The sequence below is a fragment of the Variovorax davisae genome (assembly GCF_030316845.1).
In the GTDB taxonomy this organism is placed as follows: domain Bacteria; phylum Pseudomonadota; class Gammaproteobacteria; order Burkholderiales; family Burkholderiaceae_C; genus Variovorax; species Variovorax davisae.
The window spans coordinates 69,312-91,143 of record NZ_JASZYS010000008.1; the positions used below are offsets into that span (position 1 = coordinate 69,312).

The 21,832-nt window shown below is 69.1% G+C and carries 21 protein-coding genes; 11 read left to right on the top strand and 10 right to left on the bottom strand.

The window, feature by feature from the left end:
* Position 1: 1 nt before the first annotated feature.
* Both QTI33_RS19205 and QTI33_RS19210 read right to left on the bottom strand, forming a co-directional pair.
* Positions 2–979, bottom strand: a complete 978-nt coding sequence (locus QTI33_RS19205; RefSeq protein ID WP_286507840.1) for an NAD(P)H-quinone oxidoreductase — start codon at positions 977–979, stop codon at positions 2–4.
* Between the two features lie 50 nt (positions 980–1,029).
* A complete protein-coding gene (locus QTI33_RS19210; protein WP_286507841.1) occupies positions 1,030–2,181 on the bottom strand; it encodes an ABC transporter ATP-binding protein in 1,152 nt (383 codons plus the stop codon).
* A gap of 265 nt (positions 2,182–2,446) precedes the next feature.
* Between QTI33_RS19210 and QTI33_RS19215 the strand changes: the two genes are divergently transcribed.
* Positions 2,447–3,697: a flavin-containing monooxygenase gene (locus QTI33_RS19215; RefSeq protein ID WP_286507842.1), complete on the top strand. Its 1,251-nt coding sequence runs from the start codon at positions 2,447–2,449 to the stop codon at positions 3,695–3,697.
* A gap of 14 nt (positions 3,698–3,711) precedes the next feature.
* On the opposite strand, the gene argE is transcribed toward QTI33_RS19215, so the two are convergent.
* The 4 genes from argE to QTI33_RS19235 form a co-directional block, all read right to left on the bottom strand.
* A complete protein-coding gene (gene argE, locus QTI33_RS19220; RefSeq protein WP_286507843.1) occupies positions 3,712–4,893 on the bottom strand; it encodes an acetylornithine deacetylase in 1,182 nt (393 codons plus the stop codon).
* 18 nt (positions 4,894–4,911) lie between these two features.
* Entirely contained in the window at positions 4,912–5,871 is a 960-nt protein-coding gene (locus tag QTI33_RS19225) for a LysR substrate-binding domain-containing protein (RefSeq protein WP_286507844.1), read from the bottom strand.
* Between the two features lie 64 nt (positions 5,872–5,935).
* Positions 5,936–6,607: a DUF1028 domain-containing protein gene (locus tag QTI33_RS19230; RefSeq protein WP_286507846.1), complete on the bottom strand. Its 672-nt coding sequence runs from the start codon at positions 6,605–6,607 to the stop codon at positions 5,936–5,938.
* Positions 6,608–6,612: 5 nt separating this feature from the next.
* The gene (locus QTI33_RS19235) at positions 6,613–7,026 is read right to left on the bottom strand and encodes a RidA family protein (RefSeq protein ID WP_286507847.1); all 414 of its coding nucleotides are present in this window, start codon (positions 7,024–7,026) and stop codon (positions 6,613–6,615) included.
* A gap of 295 nt (positions 7,027–7,321) precedes the next feature.
* On the opposite strand from QTI33_RS19235, the gene QTI33_RS19240 reads away from it, so the two are divergent.
* The 3 genes from QTI33_RS19240 to QTI33_RS19250 are packed head-to-tail and all read left to right on the top strand — an operon-like array spanning position 7,322 to position 10,053.
* Complete coding sequence (locus tag QTI33_RS19240) at positions 7,322–8,350, top strand: ABC transporter substrate-binding protein (RefSeq protein WP_286507848.1); 1,029 nt, start codon at positions 7,322–7,324, stop codon at positions 8,348–8,350.
* A 31-nt stretch (positions 8,351–8,381) separates the two neighbouring features.
* The gene (locus QTI33_RS19245) at positions 8,382–9,230 is read left to right on the top strand and encodes an ABC transporter permease (RefSeq protein ID WP_286507849.1); all 849 of its coding nucleotides are present in this window, start codon (positions 8,382–8,384) and stop codon (positions 9,228–9,230) included.
* 1 nt (position 9,231) lies between these two features.
* Positions 9,232–10,053, top strand: a complete 822-nt coding sequence (locus QTI33_RS19250; protein ID WP_286507850.1) for an ABC transporter permease — start codon at positions 9,232–9,234, stop codon at positions 10,051–10,053.
* A 4-nt stretch (positions 10,054–10,057) separates the two neighbouring features.
* Here the strand turns inward: QTI33_RS19250 and QTI33_RS19255 are convergent, their stop codons facing one another.
* A complete protein-coding gene (locus QTI33_RS19255; RefSeq protein ID WP_286507851.1) occupies positions 10,058–10,444 on the bottom strand; it encodes a VOC family protein in 387 nt (128 codons plus the stop codon).
* Between the two features lie 176 nt (positions 10,445–10,620).
* On the opposite strand from QTI33_RS19255, the gene QTI33_RS19260 reads away from it, so the two are divergent.
* Positions 10,621–12,432, top strand: coding sequence for a tetratricopeptide repeat protein (locus QTI33_RS19260; protein WP_286507852.1), 1,812 nt, complete (start codon positions 10,621–10,623; stop codon positions 12,430–12,432).
* 4 nt (positions 12,433–12,436) lie between these two features.
* Here QTI33_RS19260 and QTI33_RS19265 read toward each other — a convergent pair whose 3' ends face one another.
* Genes QTI33_RS19265 through QTI33_RS19275 form a run of 3 tightly spaced genes read right to left on the bottom strand, consistent with a single transcriptional unit; the run spans position 12,437 to position 15,830 of the window.
* Positions 12,437–14,053, bottom strand: a complete 1,617-nt coding sequence (locus QTI33_RS19265; protein WP_286507853.1) for a rhodanese-like domain-containing protein — start codon at positions 14,051–14,053, stop codon at positions 12,437–12,439.
* Positions 14,050–14,622 (bottom strand): cysteine dioxygenase family protein, encoded by a 573-nt coding sequence (locus tag QTI33_RS19270; RefSeq protein ID WP_286507854.1) that lies wholly within the window; start codon positions 14,620–14,622, stop codon positions 14,050–14,052. Before QTI33_RS19270 ends, QTI33_RS19265 begins: the two co-directional genes overlap by 4 nt.
* Positions 14,619–15,830, bottom strand: coding sequence for an acyl-CoA dehydrogenase family protein (locus tag QTI33_RS19275; RefSeq protein ID WP_286507855.1), 1,212 nt, complete (start codon positions 15,828–15,830; stop codon positions 14,619–14,621). Before QTI33_RS19275 ends, QTI33_RS19270 begins: the two co-directional genes overlap by 4 nt.
* Before the next feature lie 110 nt (positions 15,831–15,940).
* On the opposite strand from QTI33_RS19275, the gene QTI33_RS19280 reads away from it, so the two are divergent.
* Genes QTI33_RS19280 through QTI33_RS19305 form a run of 6 tightly spaced genes read left to right on the top strand, consistent with a single transcriptional unit; the run spans position 15,941 to position 21,832 of the window.
* Positions 15,941–16,981 carry an ABC transporter substrate-binding protein gene (locus QTI33_RS19280; RefSeq protein WP_286507856.1) on the top strand — a complete coding sequence of 347 codons (1,041 nt, stop codon included), beginning with the start codon at positions 15,941–15,943 and terminating at the stop codon, positions 16,979–16,981.
* Positions 16,978–18,081 carry an LLM class flavin-dependent oxidoreductase gene (locus QTI33_RS19285; RefSeq protein ID WP_286507857.1) on the top strand — a complete coding sequence of 368 codons (1,104 nt, stop codon included), beginning with the start codon at positions 16,978–16,980 and terminating at the stop codon, positions 18,079–18,081. Before QTI33_RS19280 ends, QTI33_RS19285 begins: the two co-directional genes overlap by 4 nt.
* Positions 18,082–18,115: 34 nt before the next feature.
* Positions 18,116–18,949 carry a class II aldolase/adducin family protein gene (locus tag QTI33_RS19290; protein ID WP_286507858.1) on the top strand — a complete coding sequence of 278 codons (834 nt, stop codon included), beginning with the start codon at positions 18,116–18,118 and terminating at the stop codon, positions 18,947–18,949.
* 26 nt (positions 18,950–18,975) lie between these two features.
* Positions 18,976–19,977 (top strand): ABC transporter substrate-binding protein, encoded by a 1,002-nt coding sequence (locus tag QTI33_RS19295; RefSeq protein WP_286507859.1) that lies wholly within the window; start codon positions 18,976–18,978, stop codon positions 19,975–19,977.
* A complete protein-coding gene (locus tag QTI33_RS19300; protein WP_286507860.1) occupies positions 19,974–21,053 on the top strand; it encodes an ABC transporter permease in 1,080 nt (359 codons plus the stop codon). The genes QTI33_RS19295 and QTI33_RS19300 overlap by 4 nt, the downstream gene beginning before the upstream one ends.
* Positions 21,047–21,832 (top strand): ABC transporter ATP-binding protein, encoded by a 786-nt coding sequence (locus QTI33_RS19305; protein ID WP_286507861.1) that lies wholly within the window; start codon positions 21,047–21,049, stop codon positions 21,830–21,832. Before QTI33_RS19300 ends, QTI33_RS19305 begins: the two co-directional genes overlap by 7 nt.

Below are 21,832 nucleotides of genomic sequence, written 5' to 3' on the forward strand. Positions count from 1 at the left end.
ATCAGGGCACCAGCACCAGCTTGCCGAACACCTTGCCGCTTTCCAGCAGGGCATGCGATGCCGCCGCCTGCGCGACCGGAAAGGTGGTGTGGATGCGTGGCGCGATGCGCCGGCTTTTCAACAGCGGCATCACATGACGGGCCAGGCTCCTGGCCATGCGGGATTTCTCGTCGTGCGTCTGCGGCCGCATGGTGGAAGAGTGCAGGCTCAGCTGGCGCTGCATCAGGGTCAGCAGTTCGATGTGGACTGCCGAGCCCTGCATGAAGGACAGGCTGACATGCCGGCCGCCGAAGGCCATGGCCTGGAGATTGCGGCGCACATAGTCGCCGCCGACGATGTCGAGCACCACGTCCACCCCGCGCCCCGCGGTGTGGTCCAGGCAGGCCTGGGTGAAGTCGGTGTCGGGCCAGCAGATCGCCAGATCAGCGCCGAGCGCCTTCAGTTCGGCAAACCGGGCTTCGTCGTTGTCGGTCACGATGACCGTGCAGCCGGCCGCATGGGCCATCTGGATCGCCAGCGTGCCGATGCCGCCTGCGGCGCCGTGGATCAGGACCGTCTCGCCCATCGCCAGGCGCCCGAGTTCGAACAGGTTGTGCCAGACGGTGAAGAGCCCTTCGGGCAGGGCCGCCGCCTCGATGTCGGACAGCGAGGCCGGCACCACGAAGGAATGATCGACCGACGCCGTGCACCACGGCGCATAGCCGCCGCCGGGCACCAGGCTCATGAGCCGCTGGCCCATCAGCGCGCGGTCCACACCCGGGCCGCAGGCGACCACCTCGCCGCACACCTCCAGGCCGAGCACGTCGGTGACGCCGGGCGCCGGCTTGGCGATGCCCTGGCGCTGCATGATGTCGGGCCGGTTGATGCCGGCGGCGAGCACCCGCAGCAGGACTTCGCCGGCGCCGGGCACGGGCATGGGGCGCTCGGCCAGCACCAGCACGCTGGCGTCGCCGGGCTCGCGGGCGACGATGGCCTGCATGGAACTTGGCAGGGAGGGTCTGATGTCGGTCATGGGGTTGGCCTGGCCTTTTACTTTCGGGCGTTGAAGACGCTGATGCCTTCGTCGAGTAGCGCCAGCCCGGCGACCGAGCCGACGGGCCAATGCTGCATCGCGCCGAGGCCCGCGCTGCGCACCGTGACCACCTGCCGGGCCGTCATCGGAACATCCACATCCACGTAGGTGTTGATGTGGTCACCCTGGAAGACGTGGTGGATCACGGTGCCGCTCAGGACCGATCCGGCATGCAGGCCCTCCAGCAAAATGTGTTCGGGGCGGACGTAGACGTCCAGCCGCTCGCCTTCGTGCGATGCATCGACCAGCCTGGCATGCGGAAGGCTGAGATGGCCGGAGCCCAGGCGCAGCTGGATCTCGTGGGCGGTCTTGCCGTGGTAGTAGGCCGGCAGGATGTTCACGTCGCCGAGGAAGGACGCCACGAACGGATCCTGCGGACTGCGGTACAGGTCGGCGGGCGATGCGATCTGGCGGATGACGCCGGCCGACATCACGGCGATGCGGTCCGACATGGCCAGCGCCTCGCCCTGGTCGTGGGTGACGAAGACCGTGGTCAGGCCCAGGCGGCGCTGGATCTCGCGGATCTCGACCTGCATCGAGCCACGCAGGCTCTTGTCCAGGGCCGAGAAGGGCTCGTCGAGCAGCAGCACCTTGGGCTGGATGATCAGTGCGCGCGCCAGCGCCACGCGCTGCTGCTGGCCGCCGGAGAGTTCGCGCGGCTTGCGGTGGCCCAGGCCGGTGAGCTTGACCATGGCCATCGCCTCCTTGACGCGCTGGGCCACCTCGTCCTTGGGCACGCCCCGCATCCGCAGGCCATAGCCGATGTTGCGCTCCACCGTCATGTGCGGAAAGAGCGCGTAGTTCTGGAACACGATGCCGATCTGCCGCTGGTGCGGCGGATCGCTGGTCACCGGCTGGCCCTCGATGAAGATCTCGCCGCTGTCGGCCTCGGCAAAGCCCGCGATCAGGTTGAGCAGCGTCGTCTTGCCGCAGCCCGACGGACCCAGCAGGGTCAGAAATTCGCCACGCTTGATCTTCAGCGAGACCTCGTGCAGCACGGTCTGGTCGTGGTACTTCTTGACCACGCCCTCCAGGCTCACGGCCGTGTCGGCATGCGGCGGATGCGAAAGAGCGGGCTGCGCTGCAGGGTCGGAGTGGACTACTTTCATGCGCGAACGATAAGCCAAGAGCCCATGCCCGGGCCTTTGCCGAAATTGATGCGGACCCTCGGAAAAACGAAAGGCCTCGATGGCCGCGGGGCACAGGCCCTTGCGAGGGCCTTGCCGCGAGCGCTTTGCTTTTTCCTAAGTCCTGAATCCGAAAAGCGTGATTCTCAAATCCGGCGTGCTTCTTCAGACTCGCCTGCATCGATGACTGCTGCCTCCAGGCTGCCTGGCGATGTGCATCAGTGGCGATATTCATTAGGAAGCACAAATGTCAGTGGAACAAATCAATACCGTGGTGGTCGGCGCTGGTCAGGCGGGCATTGCCATGAGCGAGCATCTTTCGCTCATGGGCGTGCCGCATCTGGTGCTGGAGCGCAAGCGGATCGCGGAGCGTTGGCGCTCGGAGCGTTGGGATTCCCTGGTCGCGAACGGCCCCGCCTGGCATGACCGCTTTCCGGGGCTGAAGTTCGAGGGCGTTTCGCAGGATGCGTTTCCGCCCAAGGAGCGCATGGCGCAATATTTCGAGGACTACGCCGCCATGCTGAAGGCGCCGGTGCGTACCGGCGTCGAAGTCAAGCAGGTCGAGCGCCACATCGGTCGGCCGGGGTTCAAGGTCACGACCTCCGAGGGTGTCATCGAAGCGGTCAACGTCGTGTCGGCCACCGGTCCTTTCCAGATTCCCGCCTATCCGAAGATCGTTCCCGAAACCGACAGCATTCAGCAGCTGCATTCCTCCACGTACAAGAACCCGGGCCAGTTGAGAGAGGGCGCGGTATTGGTCGTGGGTGCGGGCGCCTCCGGCTCGCAGATCGCCGAGGAACTGCGCAAGGCGGGCAAGACGGTCTATCTCTCGGTGGGCGAACACTACCGCCCGCCGCGTTCCTATCGCGGCCGCGACTACTGCTGGTGGCTCGGTGCCCTGGGTCTGTGGGACGAGGTCAAGATCAAGCCCAAGAAGCAGCACGTCGCGTTTGCGGTCAGCGGCTACGAGGGTGGCAAGACGGTCGACTTCCGTCGCCTTGCGCACATGGGCGTGACGCTGGTCGGCCTGACCAGGAGCTACCAGGACGGCGTGATCGCGTTCGAAGAAGGCCTGGCCAGGAATGTCGCGGAGGGCGACCAGGCGTACTTCGACGTGCTGCGCGAAGCAGATGCCTACATCGAGCAGAACGGCCTGCCCTTGGCGCCGGAGCCCGACGCCTGGGAACTGCTGCCGGACCCGGACTGCCTCAAGGAACCGATCATGCGCCTGGACCTCGCGAAGGCCGGCATCACGACGATTCTCTGGGCCACCGGGTTCACGTTCGACTACAGCTGGCTGAAGGTCAATGCCTTCGATGACAAGGGGGTGCCATTCCACAAGCGGGGCATCTCCGCCGAGAGCGGCATCTATTTCCTCGGATTGCCGAACCTGGTCAACCGCGCGTCGTCCTTCATCTACGGCGTGTGGCACGACGCGAAATACATCGCCGACCATATCGTGATCCAGGACGCGTACATGGCGTACGGCAAGACCTGAGCCCGCGCCGAGGCTCAGCGGCAGAGGAAGTCGACCAGGGTGGCCATCATCCGGTCGCAGGCTTCGATCTGCGACAGTTCGACGTATTCGTCGGCCTTGTGCGCCACCTCGATGCTGCCGGGTCCGCAGACCAGCACCGGGGTGTCGCGCCAGCTCTGCTTGAACAGGCCGCCTTCGGTTCCGTAGTCGACCTTGGTCAAGGGGGTGCCGGGGGCCAGCAGGGAACCGAGCAGGGCGACGGCCGGCGAATCGTCGGGCGTGCTCAGGCTGGGATAGCTGTTGGTCAGCCGGATCTCGGGCAAGGGGGCCTCGGGATGCACCGCATCGGCCGCCACGCGGTCGACCAGGCGCTGCATGACGCGCGCCAGGATCTCCTCGGGCTGGTCTTGCGAGACATGGCGGATCTCGAAGCCGAGCTCGCATTCGCTGGGCACGATGTTCAAGGCCCGTCCGCCGTGGATCACGCCGACGTGGACCGTGGAGTAGGGCACGCCGTAGCCTTCCTCGCGCGGGCCGCTCTCGGACAGTTCGCGCTGCACTTCGCGCACCGACGCGACGAGGTCGCTCGCCATGTGGATGGCGTTGACGAACCGGGGCGCCAGGCCCGAATGGCCGGCCTGGCCGCAGCAGACCGCCCGGTAGGCGGCCTTGCCCTTGTGGCCCGTGCCGATGCGCATCAGGGTGGGTTCGCCGACGATGCAGAGGTACGGCGCCGGAAGGTCGTTCTCGAGCCGGCGCAGCAGGTGGCGCACGCCGACGCAGCCGATCTCCTCGTCGAAGGACAGGGCCAGCTGCAGGGGCCGCAGCAGCGGCCTGCGCGCCGCCGCCACCATGGCAACGACGGCGCAGGCGACGAAGCCCTTCATGTCGGCCGCGCCGCGGCCGTAGAGGCGGCCGTCCTTGTGGGTGGCTTCGAAGGGCGGCGAAGTCCAGGGCTGGCCGTCCACCGGCACCACGTCGGTGTGGCCGGAGAGCAGCACGCCCGGCACGCCTTGCGGGCCCACCGTGGCGAACAGGTTGGTCCTGCTGGCGTCCTGCGGGTCCGGTGCCAGGGTTGATGCGATGCCGGCTTGCGCCAGGATCTCCTGCACCTTCTGAATGAGCCCGATGTTGGGCTTCAGGGACACCGAGGGGAAGGCGATCAGGGTTTCCAGCAGCGAAATGCTGGACAGGCTGGCAGGACGGGTTTGATCCATGGCGATGTGTCGTGCGCTTCAGGGCGCGGTGATGTGAGGGTCGAAGAAACTCGCCGCGCTCATGCCGGGGATGTACTGGTCGGAGATGTAGGCGCGACAGCGCTCCATGAAGACGCGGGTCAGTCGCGACTGCTTCATCGGCTTGTAGGTGGCCAGGCCCAGCTGCATCGGGCGATGGGCGCCGGCCAGGCGCACCCGCACCATGCGCTTGCCGTCGAGCGCCTGGTTCGACTTGGGCCGCACGTTGAACAGCGCATAGCCGATGCCGTTGGCCACCATGGACCGCACCACCTCCTCGGAGCGCGAGCGCGCCACGATGTTCGGCGTGACGCCGGCCTTGGCGAACAGCGAGGTGAAATACTCCCGGCTCATCGGCAGGTCCAGCAGCACGAAGGGCTGGCCCGCCAGCTCCTCGAAGGTGACGGCCTTCTCCTGCGCCAATGGATGCAGCTCGCTCACCAGCACGTACGGCGGCAGCGTCGCCAGGGTTTCGAACTCGATGTCCTCGCCCAGGTGCAGGTCGTAGGTGATCGCCAGGTCGATCTCTAGCGCACGCAGCTTGTTCATCAGCACCACCTGGTCGCCTTCGACCATCTCCACGTCCACCGTCTCGAACGCGCGGGAAAATCCGAAGATCACTTCGGGCGCGATCATGGCGGTGAGCGACTGGAAGCTGCCCACCCGCAAGACGCCCTGCATGACGTCGCTCGAATCCGAGGCGATCTCGTACAGGCGGGAAGACTGGTCGAGCACGTCTTCGCATTGCCGCAGCACCTGGGTGCCGATGGCGGTGAGCCCGAGCCCCTTGGAAGGATGGCGGACGAACAACTGCACGTTCAGTTCGGACTCGAGATGGGCGATGGCCGCGGAGATCGAGGGCGAGGAGATGTGGATCTGCGCCGACGCCGCGGCGATGCTGCCGTGGGTTGCGGTGGCGACGAAATACTCCATCTGACGCAAGGAAACGCGGTTGAGCATGTCGGGGTAGGGAGTGGCCGCAGAACGGCACGTGACGTCAAAAGTCCAGTGTAGCGGTGGCCCTTCAGAGGTTTCCAGGCACCCCGAAGCTCGGGGCGGCGCGCGGGTCGAGCGCCCGCGTGATATAGGCCTGCAGCTGAGGTTCGTAGACCTTCCAGGTCGCGTGGAGGGCCTGCACCGGATCGCGCTCCACCCAGTCCAGCCGCAGGTCCACGATCGGCCAGTTCTGCTCTCCGTAGACCAGCAGGCCGGCCGAGTGCACGGGACCTTCTTCGCCGCCGGCCGCCTGGCCGGCGAGCATGGCCTGCATCAGGCGTTCGGCCAGCGGGCCTTCGGCGCTCTCGAAGGCCGAGAGCATCGCCTGCGGCACCTCGCGCGTGCGCAGCATGTTGCCGGCGCAGGCCGCATGCGTGCCGACCACGCTGGCCAGCGTGCCGAGCGCCTGGGCGCCGGTGAAGACCACCGGCGGGTTCGACGCGTCGATGGCCATCAGCTGGCGGTAGTCGATGAAGGGGCGCTGCTGCAACTCGGCCAGCGCTTGCGCCGGCGTCCGTCCGCCGGCGAGCAGGTCCAGGGCGAGCGGGCCCAGGTCCGGATCGGTGATGTTCTGGCTGGCGGCGGCGCCCACGCCCTTGCGCCCGCGGATGCAGCGTGCGGCGACCGCGGGGGAGGACGAGGCCACGGCGGCACCGAACTGCCCGGTGGCGGGGCAGCGCGCGATGATGGAAAAAGTCATGGGGCTCAGTCCGGGATCATCGCGGTGGCATCGATTTCCACCAGCCATTCCGGGCGGGCGAGGGCGGACACCACGATGCCCGTGGACACCGGGAAAACCCCCTTCAGCCAGCGGCCGACGACGAGATACACGGCCTCGCGGTAACGCGGATCGACGATGTAGATCGTGATCTTGCAGATGTCCTGGAGCTCGCCGCCGGCCTCCTCGAGCAGCATCGCGATGTTCGCCATGGCCTGCTCCGCCTGACCGCTGACATCGCCGATGCAGACGCTCTCGGAGGTCTCGAGGTTCTGTCCGATCTGCCCGCGCAGGAAGACCATGCTGCCTCGGGCGACAACGGCTTGGCAGAGGTCGTTGTCGAGCTTCTGTTCCGGGTAGGTGAGCTTGGTATTGAAAGGGCGGATGCGGGTGTGTTTCATGTTGGCTGGCGCTGATGACGGGAACGGCGATCGTCATCGGCGCCGGCGATCGGAGCCATTTGTTTTTTCCGGGCGACCGTTTAGGAATTTCCGAGCGTTGCCCGGCGACCCTCGCCCATCAGGAAAAGCGAGGCACCTCTAAGTAAAAGGCGACTTGGCCGCAAGTCTTGAGTTCCACATCATCCGGTCGCTGAAGTGAGTGACCCTGGTGCTGGCGTGATGCTTGCATCGCCAGGCGACTCACCGACGGATGGCAGCTCCGACCAACTTCAACTTTTCGATTCGAGGGTTTTCAATGATTCGCAAGCTTTTGACACTGTGCATGCTCTCCGCCACGCTGGCAGCCACGTCGGCCTACTCGCAGGACAACGCCCTGGTGGTCAGCACCTGGGGCGGCAGCTTCCGCGACCTCATCGACGAGAACATCGGCCGCGAGTTCACGAAACAGACCGGCGTCCCGGTGAAGTACGTGACCGGCGGCACCATCGACCGCCTGAACAAGGCCAAGCTTGCCTCCAAGCCTGAAAGCGACATCACTTTCACGACTTCGCATGTCGGCTGGCTCTACGTCAACGGCGACCTGTTCGAACAGCTCGACAACAGCAAGATCCCGAACGCCAGCCGGCTGGTCGAGCGTGCGAAGATCAGCCCGTACCACATCGGGAGCTGGGCCTATGTGTATTCCATCGGCTACCGGCCCGACCTGCTGCCGCCCAGCGTCAAGTTCGAGAGCTGGAACGACCTGTGGAACCCGGCCCTCAAGGGCAAGCTCAGCGCCCCCGACTTCGACCCCAGCCACCTGATCGCGGTGTCCGCGATGCTGTCGGGCGGCGATGCCGCGTCGTGGGAAAAAGGCCAGGACAAGCTCAAGGCGCTCAAGCCCAACTTCAAGGCCTTCTATACCAACGACGCCAACGCGCAGCAGCTGATCGCCACCGGGGAAACGCCGGTGGAGGTCATTCTCTCGATGAACGCGTACCACATGGCCAGCCAGGGCGTGCCGGTCAAGGTGGTCATGCCGAAGGAAGGCGCCGTGCTCGGCGTCGACACCATGGCCATCATGAAGGGCAGCACCAAGACCGACCTGGCCTACAAGTTCCTGAACATCGCGCTGTCGCCCGAGGTGCAGTCGAAGATCGTGGCTTCGAAGAAGGCCAGCCCGGTGGTCGACAACGCAACGGTCTCGGCCGAAGACGCCAAGCTGCCCGGCGTGTTCACCACCAAGGCGCAGTGGGACAGCCAGACCATCGTCATCGACAACAAGCTGCGCGCCGAGAAGACGGCGGAGTGGCGCAAGTGGTTCACCGAAAACGTGATGAACTGACCCCGTCGGGTCTCAGCAACAAGGTTCAGGAATGCGCTCCGATCTACGGGCCTGGCTGGTCTCCCCGGCCGTCATTGTGGCGATGGGCATCGCCGTGTCGCTGGCCGCGGTGTTCCAGTTCAGCTTCAGGAGCTTCGTTCCTGGCTCGCTGGATGTCGGCGGGCTCACGTTCGCCAATTTCACCGGCATGGGCAAGTCGATCTATCTCGATGCGTTCGCCAACACCTTGCTGCTGAGCGTGGAGACCACGGTCTTCTCGCTGCTCGCCGCCTATCCGCTGGCCTACGTCCTGGTCCGGGTGAAGAACCGGGCGCTCAAGTCCTTCATCCTGATCGTGTCGATCACGCCGCTGTTCCTGGGCGAGATCGTCCGGACCTACTCCTGGATCGCCGTGTTGGGCAGCAACGGCTTCATCAACGGCACCTTGCGAAAGCTCGGCCTGATCGAATGGCCGTTCGAGCTCATGTTCACGCACCTGGGCGTGCTGGTCGCGCTGGTGCACGTGACGATTCCGGTGGTGGTGCTGATGCTCGCCACGGCGATCTCGCACATCGACCGCGACTACGAGAAGGCCGCGCAAAGCCTGGGCGCCGGCCCGGTCAGGACCTTCGTCACGGTCACGCTGCCGCTGTCGATGCCGGGCATCCTGGCCAGCATCACGACCGCCTTCGCCTGGACCTTCAGTGCCTTCGCGACGCCCCAGATGATCGGCGGCGGCCGCGTGCCGACGGTGTCGACACTGGTCTACCAGCTCGGCTTCTCGTCGATGAACTTTCCGCTGGCGGCCAGCCTGAGCGTGATGGGTCTGATGATGACGGTCGCGGCGCTCTTTGCCCTCGGGCTGCTGACCAAGCGCCTGAAGGCCTTTGGAGGACACTGACATGAAAATCCGAAGCTCCCTGCCGCTGGCGCTGCGTGTGGCCGGGCCGCTGCTGATCGCCATCCTGCTGGGCTTCGTGCTGCTGCCGGTGGTGGTGGTGACGATCGCCGCCTTCAACGAGAAGGCGATCCTCGCCTTTCCGCCAGAATCGTATTCGCTCAAGTGGTTCGCGCGGGTGTTCAGCTATCCGGATTTCCAGGAAGGATTCCGCTCCAGCATGGTCGTCACCGGCTGGTCTTCCTTCCTGGCCCTGGTGATCGGCACCTGCCTGTCCATCGCGGTGAAGCGGCTGGAATTCAAAGGCAAGCAGCTTCTCCTCGCGATCCTGCATTCGCCGCTGGTGGTGCCGCATTTCACGCTCGGGCTGGGCCTGCTCATCCTGGTGTCGCAGACCTCGGTGCAACGCGGCTACGGCATCGTCATCCTGTGCCACGTGATGCTGGTGCTGCCCTTCGTGCTGCGCAGCGTCTATGTGTCCATGGAGAACCTGGACGAACGGCTGGAGCAGGCGGCGGCCAGCCTGGGCGCGTCGCCGGTGAAGGTGCTCATCACGGTCACGGTGCCGCTGCTGGCGCCGGGGCTCTTCGGCGGCTGGCTGTTCGCCGCCATCATGTCGTTCAGCGAATTCACCGCATCGCTCTTCGTGACGACCCAGGACACGCAGACGCTGCCGGTGGCCATGTACAACTATGTCCGCGAGTTCGCCGATCCGACCCTGGCGGCGCTCTCGGCCGTCTACATCGCGGTGACGGCGGCGCTGCTGGCGTTCGCCAATTACTTCCTGGGGTTGGGGAAGGTGCTCAATATCGAGGACGGCCACTAGGCGCTCAGTCCAGGTCCTCGTGCAGGCAGAGGATGTTCCCTTCCGGGTCCTCGAACCAGGCCGCCTTCTCGGACCCCAGCACGCAAACGTGGTCCACGGTCTTCAACCCGGGCAGGTCGTAGTCCGCGAAGCGCACGCCGCGCTCTGACAGCGCGGCCACCGCCTGGTCGATCTGCGCCACCCGGAAGCTCAGGGCCGTGTGCTCGGCCTTGGTGCCCTCGGGCTTCGGGAACAGGGCCAGTTCGGTGCCGCCGCAGCGGTAGATGAACTTGCCGTCCGGCTTGGCCCCCAGCGGCTCCAGGCCGAGCGCCTGTTCGTAGAACTGGCGGGCCCGCGCCAGATCCTTCACGGGCAACATGCAGGTCACGCTGCTGGCGGCAAGTGGGTTCATGGCGCGCTCCTCGGGAGTTCACGCATGGTTGTACGCCGGTTGATTTGCATTGCCAATGGGCTATTGCACAGCATGCGGCCGGCTGCCAGAATTTTTGCATCGATCCGCTCATCGACCGACGGGGCCAGCCGAGCACCCATCGCAGGTCCCGCCTCTTTGACCAGAGGGGGAATGCCATGCCATCGCACCACTGCTTCCTGATCCGTCGCCGGGTGTTGCCGGCGGTTGCCGTCGTCGTTGCAGGCACCGGCCTGCTGCTGCCCGACGGGGTCGGCGCCGGGCGGCAGCAGGCACCGCCCTTCGATCCCCTGCTGTCGGGCGGCGTCTGCGGGCCGGTGGCCAGCGCGCCGCCGGCGCTGCTCAAGGCGCTGGTCCGGGTCAAGAGTGAGACCGCCCCCTTCCAGCCGGTGCCGATGCAGGCGGCCGCCGGGACGGTGCCGCTGTACGCCAACCTCGGCACGCTGGCATTTTCGATCAGCACCCGCAACCCCAAGGCCCAGGCCTATTTCAACCAGGGACTGCGGCTGTCCTTCGGCTTCAACCACGCCGAGGCGCAGCGCGCGTTCCAGGCGGCGCAGCAGCTCGATCCCGATTGCGCCATGTGCTTCTGGGGCGAGGCGCTGGTGCTGGGCCCGAACATCAATGTGCCGATGATGCCCGAGGCCAATGCGTCGGCGCTGGCCGCGCTGGCGAAGGCGGTGGCGCTCAAGGGGCGGGCGAGCGAGCTGGAGCAGATGCTGATCGGCGCGCTCGAGAAGCGCTACGCCGCCGACGCGCCGCCCGACCGCAGCGCGCTGGATGGCGCCTATGCGGACGCCATGAAGGCCGTGGCCGCCAGATTCCCGACCGACGACACGCTTCAGGTGCTGTACGCCGAAGCCGCCATGGACACGCAGCCCTGGGACTACTGGCAGGCCGGCGGCGCCGAGCCGAAGGGACGCGGCGCCGAGATCGTCGCGACCCTGGAGACGGTGCTGAAGCGCAACAACACCCACCCGGGCGCCATCCACCTGTACATCCACGCGGTGGAGGCGTCGACCCAGCCGGACCGGGCGCTGCCCTACGCGAAGCGGCTGGGCGCGCTGGTGCCCGGCGCCGGCCATCTGGTCCACATGCCCGCGCACATCTACTACCGGGTGGGCATGTACCGCGAGTCGCTGGAGGTCAATCGCCGTGCGATCCAGGTCGACGAGACCTACTTCAAGAGCTCGCCGTCGGACCCGCTCTACAAGACCGCCTACTACCCGCACAACATCCACTTCGTGATGGTCTCGGCGCAGATGGGCGGCGACGGCGCCACGGCGATCGATGCGGCCGCGAAGCTCGACGCCGCGGTGCCGGCCGAATTGGTGAAGATGTTCCCGATCCTGCAGCCGATCAAGGGAGCGCACTACACGACGCGCGCCCAGTTCAGCGACCCGGACACGATCCTGAAGCTGGCGCCGCCGGCCGACGACGTGGTGCTGGTGTCGACCATGTACCACTACGCGCGCGCCGTCGCCTACGCGCAGCGCAAGGACAAGGCCGGGGCGCAGCGCGAGATCGACGCCATCGCCGCGATCGAGCGCACGGCCGACTTCAAGCCCTTCGAGCCCTGGGGACTGCCAGCCAAGGACATCGTGCGCACCGCGGGATGGGTCGCCACCGGGCGGCTGGCCGATGCCACGGGCGACCTCGATGCGGCCGCCAAGGCCTACACCGAGGCGGTCGCCATCGAAGACGCGCTGGCCTATACCGAGCCGCCCTACTGGTATTACCCGGTGCGGCAATCGCTGGGCTCGGTCCGGCTGCGCCAGGGCCAGCTCGACGCGGCCGAACAGGCGTTCAGGGAGTCGCTGGCCCGGGTCCGCAACAACGGCTGGGCGCTGGCCGGCCTGGCCGAGGTCGAGCGCCGCCAGGGCGATGCCAACGCCGAGCGCGCGGCCCGGGAGGCTTATCGCCGCGCCTGGTTCGGCCCCCAGGGCGGGCCCGAGCTGGCGCGGCTCTGACGGCTCAGAGCACGCGGAACCCGTGCGTGCCGTCGGCGGCCAGCTGCGCGACCAGGCCGAACTCCCAGTCCAGATAGGCCTGCATCGCCTCGGCGGGCGCATCGGTGCCTTCATACGGCCGGCGGTAGCGGTCGGTGGCCGGCGTCGCAGTGCGCAGCAGGCCGGTCTCGGCCGGCAGGCCGGCCGCGAACCATGCGCTGTTGCCGCCTGCGAGCACGGCCACCTCGGCCGCGCTGCCGCGGGCCGCGAGCGCTGCCCGCAGGTCGGCGGCGGCGAAGCGCGCCAGCAGGCTGCTGCCGCAGGTCAGGACGTAGCGGCGCGCGGGCGGGATCGCGTCCAGCGCCTGCGCCAGTTGCGCGCGGATCGCGAACCAGGCCCCCGGGATATGGCGCTTCGCGTGCTGGAGGCTGGCCGTGACATCGATCACCGCGAGGTCGCCCGGCGCGGCCCGCAGGGCCTGTGCCAAGTCGGCCGGCGAGACCTCCGCCACCGGCGGCGCGGCGGGATGCGCCGCCGGCGCCGCACCGATGGCACTGCGTGCCGCCGCGGGCTGCGGCTCGGTGACGTAGACCTCCCATCCCATCTGCGCCAGCCACGAGGCCGTCATCGGCGCCCGCACGCCGTCGTCGTCGGCCAGCACGATGCGCGCCCCGCGCACCGGCACCTGGTGGTCGGTCTCCTGCACCAGCTGGCCACCGGGCGCGCTGGCGAAGCCCGGCAGGTGGCCGGCCTCGTATTCCTGCGGCGTCCGCACGTCGAAGCGGTAGACGCTGCGATCCGGCGCATCGAGCGTGGGGAGGGCGTCGAGGCCGATCCAGCGCACGCCGGCGCGCCGGGCCACGTCCTGCGCACCGGCCTGGGCGAGGGCGCGATTCGCCTCGCCCGGGGCGGGTGCCTGGCGCGCGGCTTCGTGGTCCAGCAGCTGCCCGGCGAGCTTCCAGCCGATGGTGCCGTTGCGCAGGGCCGCCACCGGATTGGGGATGCCCGCGTTGACCAGCGACTGCGTGCCGATGATGCTGCGCGTGCGACCCGCGCAGTTGACGATCACCCGCGTGGCCGGGTCGGGCGCCAGCTCGCGCACCCGCAGCACCAGTTCGGCGCCGGGCACGCTGGTCGCGGTCGGAATGCTCATGGTGCGGTATTCGTCGAAGCGCCGTGCGTCGAGCACCACGACGTCGGCGCGCGCATCGATCAGCGCCCGGACCTCCTGCGCCGAGAGGGAGGGCGTGTGGCGCTCGTGCTCGACCAGTTCCCCGAAGGCCTTGCTCGGCACGTTGACGTCGCGGAACAGCTCGCCGCCCGCGCGCCGCCAGCCATCGAGGCCGCCTTCGAGCAGATGGACGCGTGTGTAGCCCAGCGTGGCGAGCCGGCTGGCGGCCAGCGGTGCGAGATCGGCGCCCGCGTGCGCTCCGTAGAGAACGATGAGGGTGTCGCGGCGCGGAATGCGCCGCCAGGCGTCGAGTTCGAGCCTCGACAGCGGCAGGTTCGCGGCCCACAGCGGATGGGCCTGCGCGAACGGGTCTTCTTCGCGCACGTCGAGCAGGGCGATCTCGTGCTGCGCGAGCAGCTGCGCCCGAACGTCGGCGAAGGACAGGGTGGGGAATGCGGTGGCGACGGTCATGGGGTGGGGAGATCGGGAAGCAGGGTGTTGGCATAGCCCGAGACGAAGGGCTTGCGCCCGCCGCCGGCGGGGTAAGTATGGCGCTGCACGGTGCCGATGTCGGCGCCGTAGACATGGATGCTGATCGACACCCGGTCGTCGAAGGCGTTGTGGACGCGATGCACGTCGCCCACCGTGGGCGACACCGCCTCGACATCGCCCGGCTCGAGCCGCACCGGCGGCCCGTCGGCCTTCATCAGGCCGTCCTGCGCGCGATAGGGCTGGCTGTACTCGGCGCCGCGCAGCATGCCGATGAGGCCCCACACCGTGTGGTCATGCACCGGCGTGGCCTGGCCGGGCCCCCAGACGAAGCTCACGACCGAGAAGCGCCCGGCCGCATCGGCATGCAGCAGGTACTGCTGGTAGCGCGCGGGATCGGGCCGCGCGAAGGCTTGCGGCAGCCAGTCGTCGCGCGCCACCAGCCGGCGCAGCAGGCTGCCGCCGGCTTCGAGGAGGTCGGCTTCGTCCGGGCGCCGGTCGAGCAGGCGGGCGAAGTCGGCGACGAAATCGCGCAGCGGCGCCGCGCTCATCGCGCGGTCGCGGCGCCCAGGGCGCGCTGGCCCGCGCCCACCAGGATGGCGTCGTTCTGCGGCGTGTGGATGCGGCTGCACAGCACGTCGCGGTAGTGCCGCTCGAGCGGGTTGTGGCGCGTCAGGCCGTGGTTGCCGCTCGATTGCAGCGCCAGCTCGACCGCACGGATCGCCTGGGTCGTGACCGTGTACTTCAGCAGGCCGCTGTCGGCCGCCGAAGGCGCGTGGCCGGCGTCGACCTCGGCGGCGGCATCGTCGAGCAGCACGCGGTTGGTGCGCAGCAGGGCCTCGATCTCGCCGACCGTCTCCTGCACCCGCGGCAGGCTGGCCAGCGGCGCGCCCAGGCTGCCGGGGGCCCGGTGCTTGAGGAAGCCGAGCAGCCAGTCGCGCGCGGCCCGCGCCACCGCGTCGTAGAGCGTGCCCAGCAGCACCACCATCCAGGCCTGCTGCGCCGCATGGGCATCGACGTCGGTCTGGCTGCCGGCGTCGGGCGCCCATTCGGCCGGCGCCCGCAGGTCGACCGCATGGTCGAGCGGGATCGCGACGTCCTCGAAGATCACTTCGTGGCTGCCGGATGCGCGCAGGCCCAGGTGGTCCCAGCTCGCGACCACGCGAACGCCCGGCGCGTCGCGCGGCACCAGGAAGACGCCGACCCGCGGCGCCGGTTCGTCCGTGCGGCCCCACACCGACAGCCAGCGCAGGCCCTCGATGCCGGTGGTGTAGAGCTTGTGGCCGTCCAGTTTCCATCGGTCGCCGTCGCGGCGCGCGGTCGTGGCGGGCAGGCCGCCGCGGGCGGGCGATCCCAGCGCGGGCTCCACGCGCAGGGCGTTGATCAAGGCGCCATCGCGCACGGCGTCGCGCAGCACGCGCTCGCGCAGGTGGGCCGGCCAGCGGCTGTCGCTGCGGCCGATCGCATGCTGCTGCAGCCAGCTCATGGTCAGGATCAGCGCGGTCGCCGGCTCGCCGTACGCCACCGCGGCGAGCACCCGGCGCGCCGCTTCGAGCGAGCCGCCGCCGCCGCCGTGTTCGCGCGGCGCGACCAGGGCGATCAGGCCGTGCGCCTGCAGCGCGGCGAAGTTGTCGCGCGGGAAGGCGCCGCTGCGGTCGTGGTCGGCCGCCGTGGCGGCGAAGCGGGCAGACAGGCGCGCGAGCAGCGCGGCGTCCTCGTGGGGCGGCACCGGCAGGCGGCGCAGGGCTTGGGAACTCATGGCTCGGCACCTTAGCGGCCGGGGCGCGCGCGGCCAACGACGCAAGCCGCATATCCAAACTCGATTTCATGCCTTCGCTTTCGGGCGCCGGCGCCTTACGGTCGGCGTCCATGACATTGCCTCGCCACGCCACTTCCACCGCCTGGTCGCGCCGCCGCTGGCTGCAGTCGGCGGGCGCCGCCGCCGCCCTCGGCGCCGCCGGCACGCGGGTCCGCGCGGCGGCCCCGGAGTTCTCGGGGCTGACGCTGCGCATCGGCACCTACAAGGGCCTCTGGCGCCCGTTGCTCGAGGCCTCGGGCCAGGGCCGCACGCCCTACAGGATCGATTGGCGCGAGCTCAACAACGGCGTGCTGCACATCGAGGCGATCCAGGGCGACGCGCTGGACCTGGGCTCGGGCAGCGAGATCCCCGCCGTCTTCGCCGCCCGGCAGAGGGCCAGGGTGCGCTTCATCGCCGTGATCCACGAGGACCTGAACAACCAGGCGACGCTGGCGCGCAAGGATGCGCCGATCAGGACCATCGCCGACTTCAAGGGCAAGCGCGTGGGCTATGTGCGGGCCACCACCGCGCACTACTACCTGAGCAAGCAGCTGGCGGAGGCGGGGCTGTCTTTCAACGACATCCAGCCGATCAATCTGAGCCCGGCCGACGGGCTGTCGGCCTTCGCCCGCGGCGACCTCGATGCCTGGGCCATCTACGGCTACAACGGCCAGCTGGCGCGCACCCAGCACGGGGCCCGGATCATCAAGACCGGCAAGGGCTACCTGTCGGGCAACTTCCCGGTCTATGCCAATCCGCGCGCGGTGGACGACCCGCTGCGCCATGCCGCGATCACGGACTTCCTGCTGCGCCTGCAGCGCGCCTACGCCTGGGCCAACGCCAACTACCTCGACTACGCGAAGGCGCAGTCGGCCGAGACCCGGGTGCCGGTGGGCGACATCATCGAGCTCTTCAACGGCCGCAGCAACGACTACGCGCTGGGCCCGGTCAGCCCGGCCGCGGTGCGCAGCCACCAGGAGGTGGCCGACACCTTCCTGAAGCTCGGCGTGCTCGACGGCCCGGCCGACGTGGCGCCGCTGTGGGACCGCAGCTTCGACGCCGCCCTGAGCCGGCCTTTGACTCTCTCTTCATCCCAGGACGCAACGACATGAGCGACATTGAATTCATCGGCATGATCCAGGCCCAGAAGGTCTCCGAGATCCATCCCGCGCGCGGCCCCGCCATCGACCGCGACTACGTGCGCGCCTTCGCCCAGGCGCACGAGCAGGCCGGCTTCGACCGGGTCCTGGTGCCGCACCACTCCACCAGCCCCGACGCCACCCTGACCGTGGCCTATGCCGCCTCGGTGACCGAGCGCATCCACTTCATGCTGGCGCATCGCCCCGGCTTCGTGAGTCCGACGCTGGCCGCGCGCCAGTTCGCCTCGCTCGACCAGTTCAGCGGCGGCCGGCTCGGCGTGCACTACATCTCGGGCGGCTCCGACGACGAGCAGAAGCGCGACGGCGACTGGCTCGACCACGACCAGCGCTATGCGCGCACCGACGAATACCTGGAGGTGCTGCGCAAGGTCTGGACCGCCGACAAGCCCTTCGACCACGAAGGCGCGCACTACCGCTTCAAGGACGCCTTCTCCGAAGTCAAGCCGGTGCAGACGCTGAACGGCAGGCCGCACGTGCCGGTGTATTTCGGCGGCGCCTCGGAGGCCGCGATCCCGGTGGCCGGCAAGCATGCGGACGTCTACGCGCTGTGGGGCGAGTCGCTGGCCCAGGCGCGCGAGCTCACCGGCCGCGTCCGCGCCGAGGCCGCCCGCCACGGGCGCCAGGTGCGCTTCTCGGTCTCGTTCCGCCCCATCCTGGCCGAGACCGAGGCCAAGGCCTGGGAGCGCGCCGACGGCATCCTGGCCGAGACTCGCCGCCTGCGCGTGGTGCAGGGCTTCGGCCGCGGCGGCCCGCTGCAGAGCGAAGGCGCCAAGCGCCTGCTGGCCGCCGCCGAGCAAGGCACGCGGCTCGACAAGCGGCTGTGGACCGCGGTCGCACAGGAGATCGGCGGCCGTTCGAACAGCACCGCGCTGGTCGGCACCCCGGAGCAGGTGGCCGATGCGCTGCTCGACTACCACGCGCTCGGCGTGACCACCTTCCTGATCCGCGGCTTCGACCCGCTGGAGGACGCGATCGACTACGGCCGCGAGCTGATCCCGCGCACCCGCGAGCTGGTGGCGCAGCGCGTGGCCGCGCAGCGCCAGGCCGCTTGAGCCCGCCGTGCATCCACGTGCCCGAAGGAACCGCATGAGCGCCGTACTCGACATCGACCGCAGCGGGGAGCGCAGCCGCGGCCGGCTGGCCCTGAACCCGAACCCGCAGCGCAAGTACTGGTTCGATCCGCCGGCACCGCGCAGCGGCCTGGAAGCCGAGCGCCGCCACCGGCAGGAGCGGCTGGCGGGGGCCTTCCGCCTGTTCGCCCGCTTCGGCTTCGCGCAGGGGCTGGCAGGCCACATCACGGCGCGCGACCCCGAACTGACGGACCACTTCTGGGTCAATCCGCTGGGCGTGCATTTCTCGCGCATCAAGGTGTCGGACCTGCTGCTGGTCAATGCGGCGGGCGAGACCGTGGTCGGCGAGCGCCCGCTCAACAAGGCGGCCTTCGCGATCCATGCCGCGATCCACGAGCACGACCCGCAGGTCATCGCCGCCGCCCACACGCATTCGACCTACGGCAAGGCCTGGTCGACCCTGGGCCGCAAGCTCGACACGCTGACCCAGGACGGCTGCGTGTTCCACGACGACCACGCCCTGTTCGACGACTTCACCGGCATGGTGGTCGACGAGAGCGAGGGCCTGCGCATCGCCCGGGCGCTGGGCGGACGCAAGGGCGCGATCCTCAAGAACCACGGCATCCTGAGCGCCGGCCCGAGCGTGGAAGCCGCCGCCTGGTGGTACATCGCGCTCGACAACGCCTGCCACACGCAGCTGCTGGCCGAGGCGGCCGGCACGCCGCAGGCGATCGACGACGCGGTGGCGCGCCACACCCACCAGCAGATCGGCGGCCCCGAGGGCGCGCTGCATGCGTTCGAGAGCCTCTACGAAGGGCTGGTCGAGGCCGAGCCCGAACTGCTTGACTGAACCGGAACCAGAGAGTCCACAACGCCATGAACAACCCTTCCTTGTCCCGCCGCCGCGTGCTGCGTGCCGGCGGTGCCGCTGCCGTCGTCGCCGCCAGCGGCCTGATCGCCACCCGCGCCTGGTCGCAGCAGCGCAAGCTGACCTTCGCCTGGAACGCCTCCGCCTTCTGCCTCTCGCCCGTGGTGGTGGCGCAGGAGCGCGGCATCTTCGAGAAGAACGGCCTGCAGGTCGACCTGATCAACTACACGGGATCGACCGACCAGCTGCTCGAATCGCTCGCCACCGCCAAGGCCGATGCGGCGGTCGGCATGATCCACCGCTGGCTCAAGCCGCTCGAATCGGGCTTCGACGTCAAGATCGTCGGCAGCTCGCACGGCGGCTGCGTGCGCCTGGTCGGCGTCAAGGAGGCCGGCGTCACCGACCTGCAGAAGCTCAAGGGCAAGACCATCGGCGTGTCGGACATCGCGAGCCCGGGCAAGAACTTCTTCTCGATCCTGCTGAAGAAGAACGGCATCGATGCCGACCGCGACGTCACCTGGCGCCAGTACCCTGCCGACCTGCTCGACATCGCGGTCAACAAGGGCGAGATCCAGGCGATCGCGGACGGCGACCCGACGCTGTACCTGATCGAGAAGCGCAACAAGGGGCGCTACCAGGAGCTGGCATCGAACCTCTCCGGCGAGTACAAGGACAAGGTCTGCTGCATCGTCGGCGCCCGCGGCGAACTGGTGCGGAAGGACCGGCCGGTGGTGGCGGCGCTGGTGCGCGCTATCGTGCAGGCCTCGGACTTCGTGGCCGAGAACCCGAACGAGTCGGCCAGGCTGTTCGCGAAGTATTCGCCGAAGGTGCCGGTCGAGGACTTGCAGGCGCTGCTCGGCACGCTGACCCACGCGCATCACCCGGTCGGCAAGAACCTGCGCGACGAGGTCGAGTTCTATGCCCGCGACTTCCGCTCGGTCGGCGTGCTGAAGTCGAGCACCGATCCGGCGCGGCTCGCCAACCACGTGTCGGTGGACGTGCTGGCATGACGACGGCCGGGAACATCCTCGGCGCACCGCCGCGCGCGCCGGCGCCGCCCGCGCGCCTGCCGGCGCGGCGCGACGCGCAGCCCGCCGCCACGCCCGCCGTGCTGGAGCCGCCCGCCGCGGCCGGCGTCTGGCGCACCGGCCTCGTCGCCGCGGCCGCCTGGCTGGCGCTCGGCGTGCTGACGGTCTGGTGGCCCAATCGCGAGGTCGGCTTCAGCGACTGGAACTTCACGCAGGAGTTCGGCATCGGCGCGATCGCCGTCGCGGTCGCACTCGGGGTGGTGGCCCTGCTCGGCGCCCGCGCCGGACGGCTCGGGCGCACGCTGCGCCCGGCCGGCCAGTGGCTGGTCGCCGCGCCGCTGCTGCTCGCGCTCTGGGAAGCGCTGACCGCCAAGCTCGGCCTGCTGCCGCCACCCTTCTTCGCGCCGCCGCAAACCCTGTTCGACGTCGCCGTCGAGGACTGGGCGCGGCTGGGCCTGTCGACCGCGCATTCGCTGCGCCTGCTGGCCCACGGCTTCGTGCTGGGCGCGGGGGTCGGCTTCGCCATCGGCGTGTGGATCGGCTGGTCGCGCATCGCCGGCTACTGGGTGCATCCGGTGCTGCGCTTCCTCGGCCCGGTGCCGGCCTCGGCGCTGCTGCCGCTGGCCTTCTTCTTCGCGCCGTCGAGCTATGCCGCGGCCGTGTTCCTGGTCGGGCTCGCCACCTTCTTCCCGGTGGCGGTGCTGACCTGGTCGGGGGTGGCCTCGGTGAACAAGAGCTACTACGACGTCGCCCGCACGCTGGGCGCGAGCGAATGGTTCCTGGTGCTGCGGGTGGCGGTGCCGGCGGCGCTGCCGCAGGTCTTCGTCGGCCTGTTCATGGGGCTGGGGGCTTCCTTCTCGGTGCTGGTGACGGCCGAGATGATGGGCGTCAAGGCCGGCCTCGGCTGGTACCTGCAGTGGGCCCAGGGCTGGGCCGCCTACCCGAACATGTACGCGGCGCTGCTGGTGATGGCGGTGCTGTGCTCGGGCCTGATCACGCTGCTGTTCAAGGTGCGCGACCGCGCGCTGTCGTGGCAGAAGGGGACGGTCAAATGGTGAGCGCCGCCACCGTCGCGCAGGCCGGCGCGCGGATCGACATCCAGGCGGTCAGCCACTGGTTCAGGCAGCAGCAGGGCGGCGTGCTGCAGGTGCTCGACGGCATCGACCTGCAGGTGCGCGCCGGCGAGTTCGTCGCGCTGCTGGGGCCCAGCGGCTGCGGCAAGTCGACCTTGCTGCGGCTGGTGGCCGGGCTCGAGCCGGCGACCACCGGCCGCATCACGCAGGGCGATGCCCCGATCGCGCGGCCCGATCCCTCGCGCATCGTCGTATTCCAGGACCCGACGCTCTACCCCTGGCGCAGCGTCTGGGACAACGTGGCGCTGGGCCTGCAGGCGCGCGGACTGCTGAAGACGCAGCGCGGACGCGTCGACGACGCGCTGGCGCTGGTCGGGCTCGGCGACTTCGCGAAGAGCTTTCCGCACCAGCTCTCGGGCGGCATGGCGCAGCGGGTGGCGCTGGCGCGCGCGCTGGTCAACGATCCGCAGTTGCTGGTGCTCGACGAGCCGCTGGGCAAGCTGGATTCGCTCACGCGCATCGCGATGCAGAGCGAGCTGGTGAACCTGTGGCAGCGTGCCGGCTTCTCGGCGCTGCTGGTCACGCACGACGTGGAAGAGGCCCTGTTCCTCGCCAACCGCGTGATCGTGCTGAGCGACCGGCCGGCGCGCATCACGGCGGAGCTGGTGGTCGACCTGCCGTACCCCCGGCATCGCGGCCACCCGCGGCTGGCGGCGCTGCGGCACGAGGCGCTGCGGCACCTCGGCCTCGACGCGACCTGGTGA

What these genes read in the sequence shown, in the direction of transcription:
- QTI33_RS19260 (WP_286507852.1), top strand. Translation starts at nt 10,621, where the DNA reads ATGCCATCGCACCACTGCTTCCTGATCCGTCGCCGGGTGTTGCCGGCG.
- QTI33_RS19205 (WP_286507840.1), bottom strand. Translation starts at nt 979, where the DNA reads ATGCAGGCCATCGTCGCCCGCGAGCCCGGCGACGCCAGCGTGCTGGTG.
- QTI33_RS19250 (WP_286507850.1), top strand. Translation starts at nt 9,232, where the DNA reads ATGAAAATCCGAAGCTCCCTGCCGCTGGCGCTGCGTGTGGCCGGGCCG.
- QTI33_RS19265 (WP_286507853.1), bottom strand. Translation starts at nt 14,053, where the DNA reads ATGACCGTCGCCACCGCATTCCCCACCCTGTCCTTCGCCGACGTTCGG.
- QTI33_RS19295 (WP_286507859.1), top strand. Translation starts at nt 18,976, where the DNA reads ATGAACAACCCTTCCTTGTCCCGCCGCCGCGTGCTGCGTGCCGGCGGT.
- QTI33_RS19210 (WP_286507841.1), bottom strand. Translation starts at nt 2,181, where the DNA reads ATGAAAGTAGTCCACTCCGACCCTGCAGCGCAGCCCGCTCTTTCGCAT.
- QTI33_RS19280 (WP_286507856.1), top strand. Translation starts at nt 15,941, where the DNA reads ATGACATTGCCTCGCCACGCCACTTCCACCGCCTGGTCGCGCCGCCGC.
- QTI33_RS19300 (WP_286507860.1), top strand. Translation starts at nt 19,974, where the DNA reads ATGACGACGGCCGGGAACATCCTCGGCGCACCGCCGCGCGCGCCGGCG.
- QTI33_RS19230 (WP_286507846.1), bottom strand. Translation starts at nt 6,607, where the DNA reads ATGACTTTTTCCATCATCGCGCGCTGCCCCGCCACCGGGCAGTTCGGT.
- QTI33_RS19290 (WP_286507858.1), top strand. Translation starts at nt 18,116, where the DNA reads ATGAGCGCCGTACTCGACATCGACCGCAGCGGGGAGCGCAGCCGCGGC.
- QTI33_RS19285 (WP_286507857.1), top strand. Translation starts at nt 16,978, where the DNA reads ATGAGCGACATTGAATTCATCGGCATGATCCAGGCCCAGAAGGTCTCC.
- QTI33_RS19305 (WP_286507861.1), top strand. Translation starts at nt 21,047, where the DNA reads ATGGTGAGCGCCGCCACCGTCGCGCAGGCCGGCGCGCGGATCGACATC.
- QTI33_RS19255 (WP_286507851.1), bottom strand. Translation starts at nt 10,444, where the DNA reads ATGAACCCACTTGCCGCCAGCAGCGTGACCTGCATGTTGCCCGTGAAG.
- argE (WP_286507843.1), bottom strand. Translation starts at nt 4,893, where the DNA reads ATGGATCAAACCCGTCCTGCCAGCCTGTCCAGCATTTCGCTGCTGGAA.
- QTI33_RS19275 (WP_286507855.1), bottom strand. Translation starts at nt 15,830, where the DNA reads ATGAGTTCCCAAGCCCTGCGCCGCCTGCCGGTGCCGCCCCACGAGGAC.
- QTI33_RS19225 (WP_286507844.1), bottom strand. Translation starts at nt 5,871, where the DNA reads ATGCTCAACCGCGTTTCCTTGCGTCAGATGGAGTATTTCGTCGCCACC.
- QTI33_RS19235 (WP_286507847.1), bottom strand. Translation starts at nt 7,026, where the DNA reads ATGAAACACACCCGCATCCGCCCTTTCAATACCAAGCTCACCTACCCG.
- QTI33_RS19215 (WP_286507842.1), top strand. Translation starts at nt 2,447, where the DNA reads ATGTCAGTGGAACAAATCAATACCGTGGTGGTCGGCGCTGGTCAGGCG.
- QTI33_RS19240 (WP_286507848.1), top strand. Translation starts at nt 7,322, where the DNA reads ATGATTCGCAAGCTTTTGACACTGTGCATGCTCTCCGCCACGCTGGCA.
- QTI33_RS19245 (WP_286507849.1), top strand. Translation starts at nt 8,382, where the DNA reads ATGCGCTCCGATCTACGGGCCTGGCTGGTCTCCCCGGCCGTCATTGTG.
- QTI33_RS19270 (WP_286507854.1), bottom strand. Translation starts at nt 14,622, where the DNA reads ATGAGCGCGGCGCCGCTGCGCGATTTCGTCGCCGACTTCGCCCGCCTG.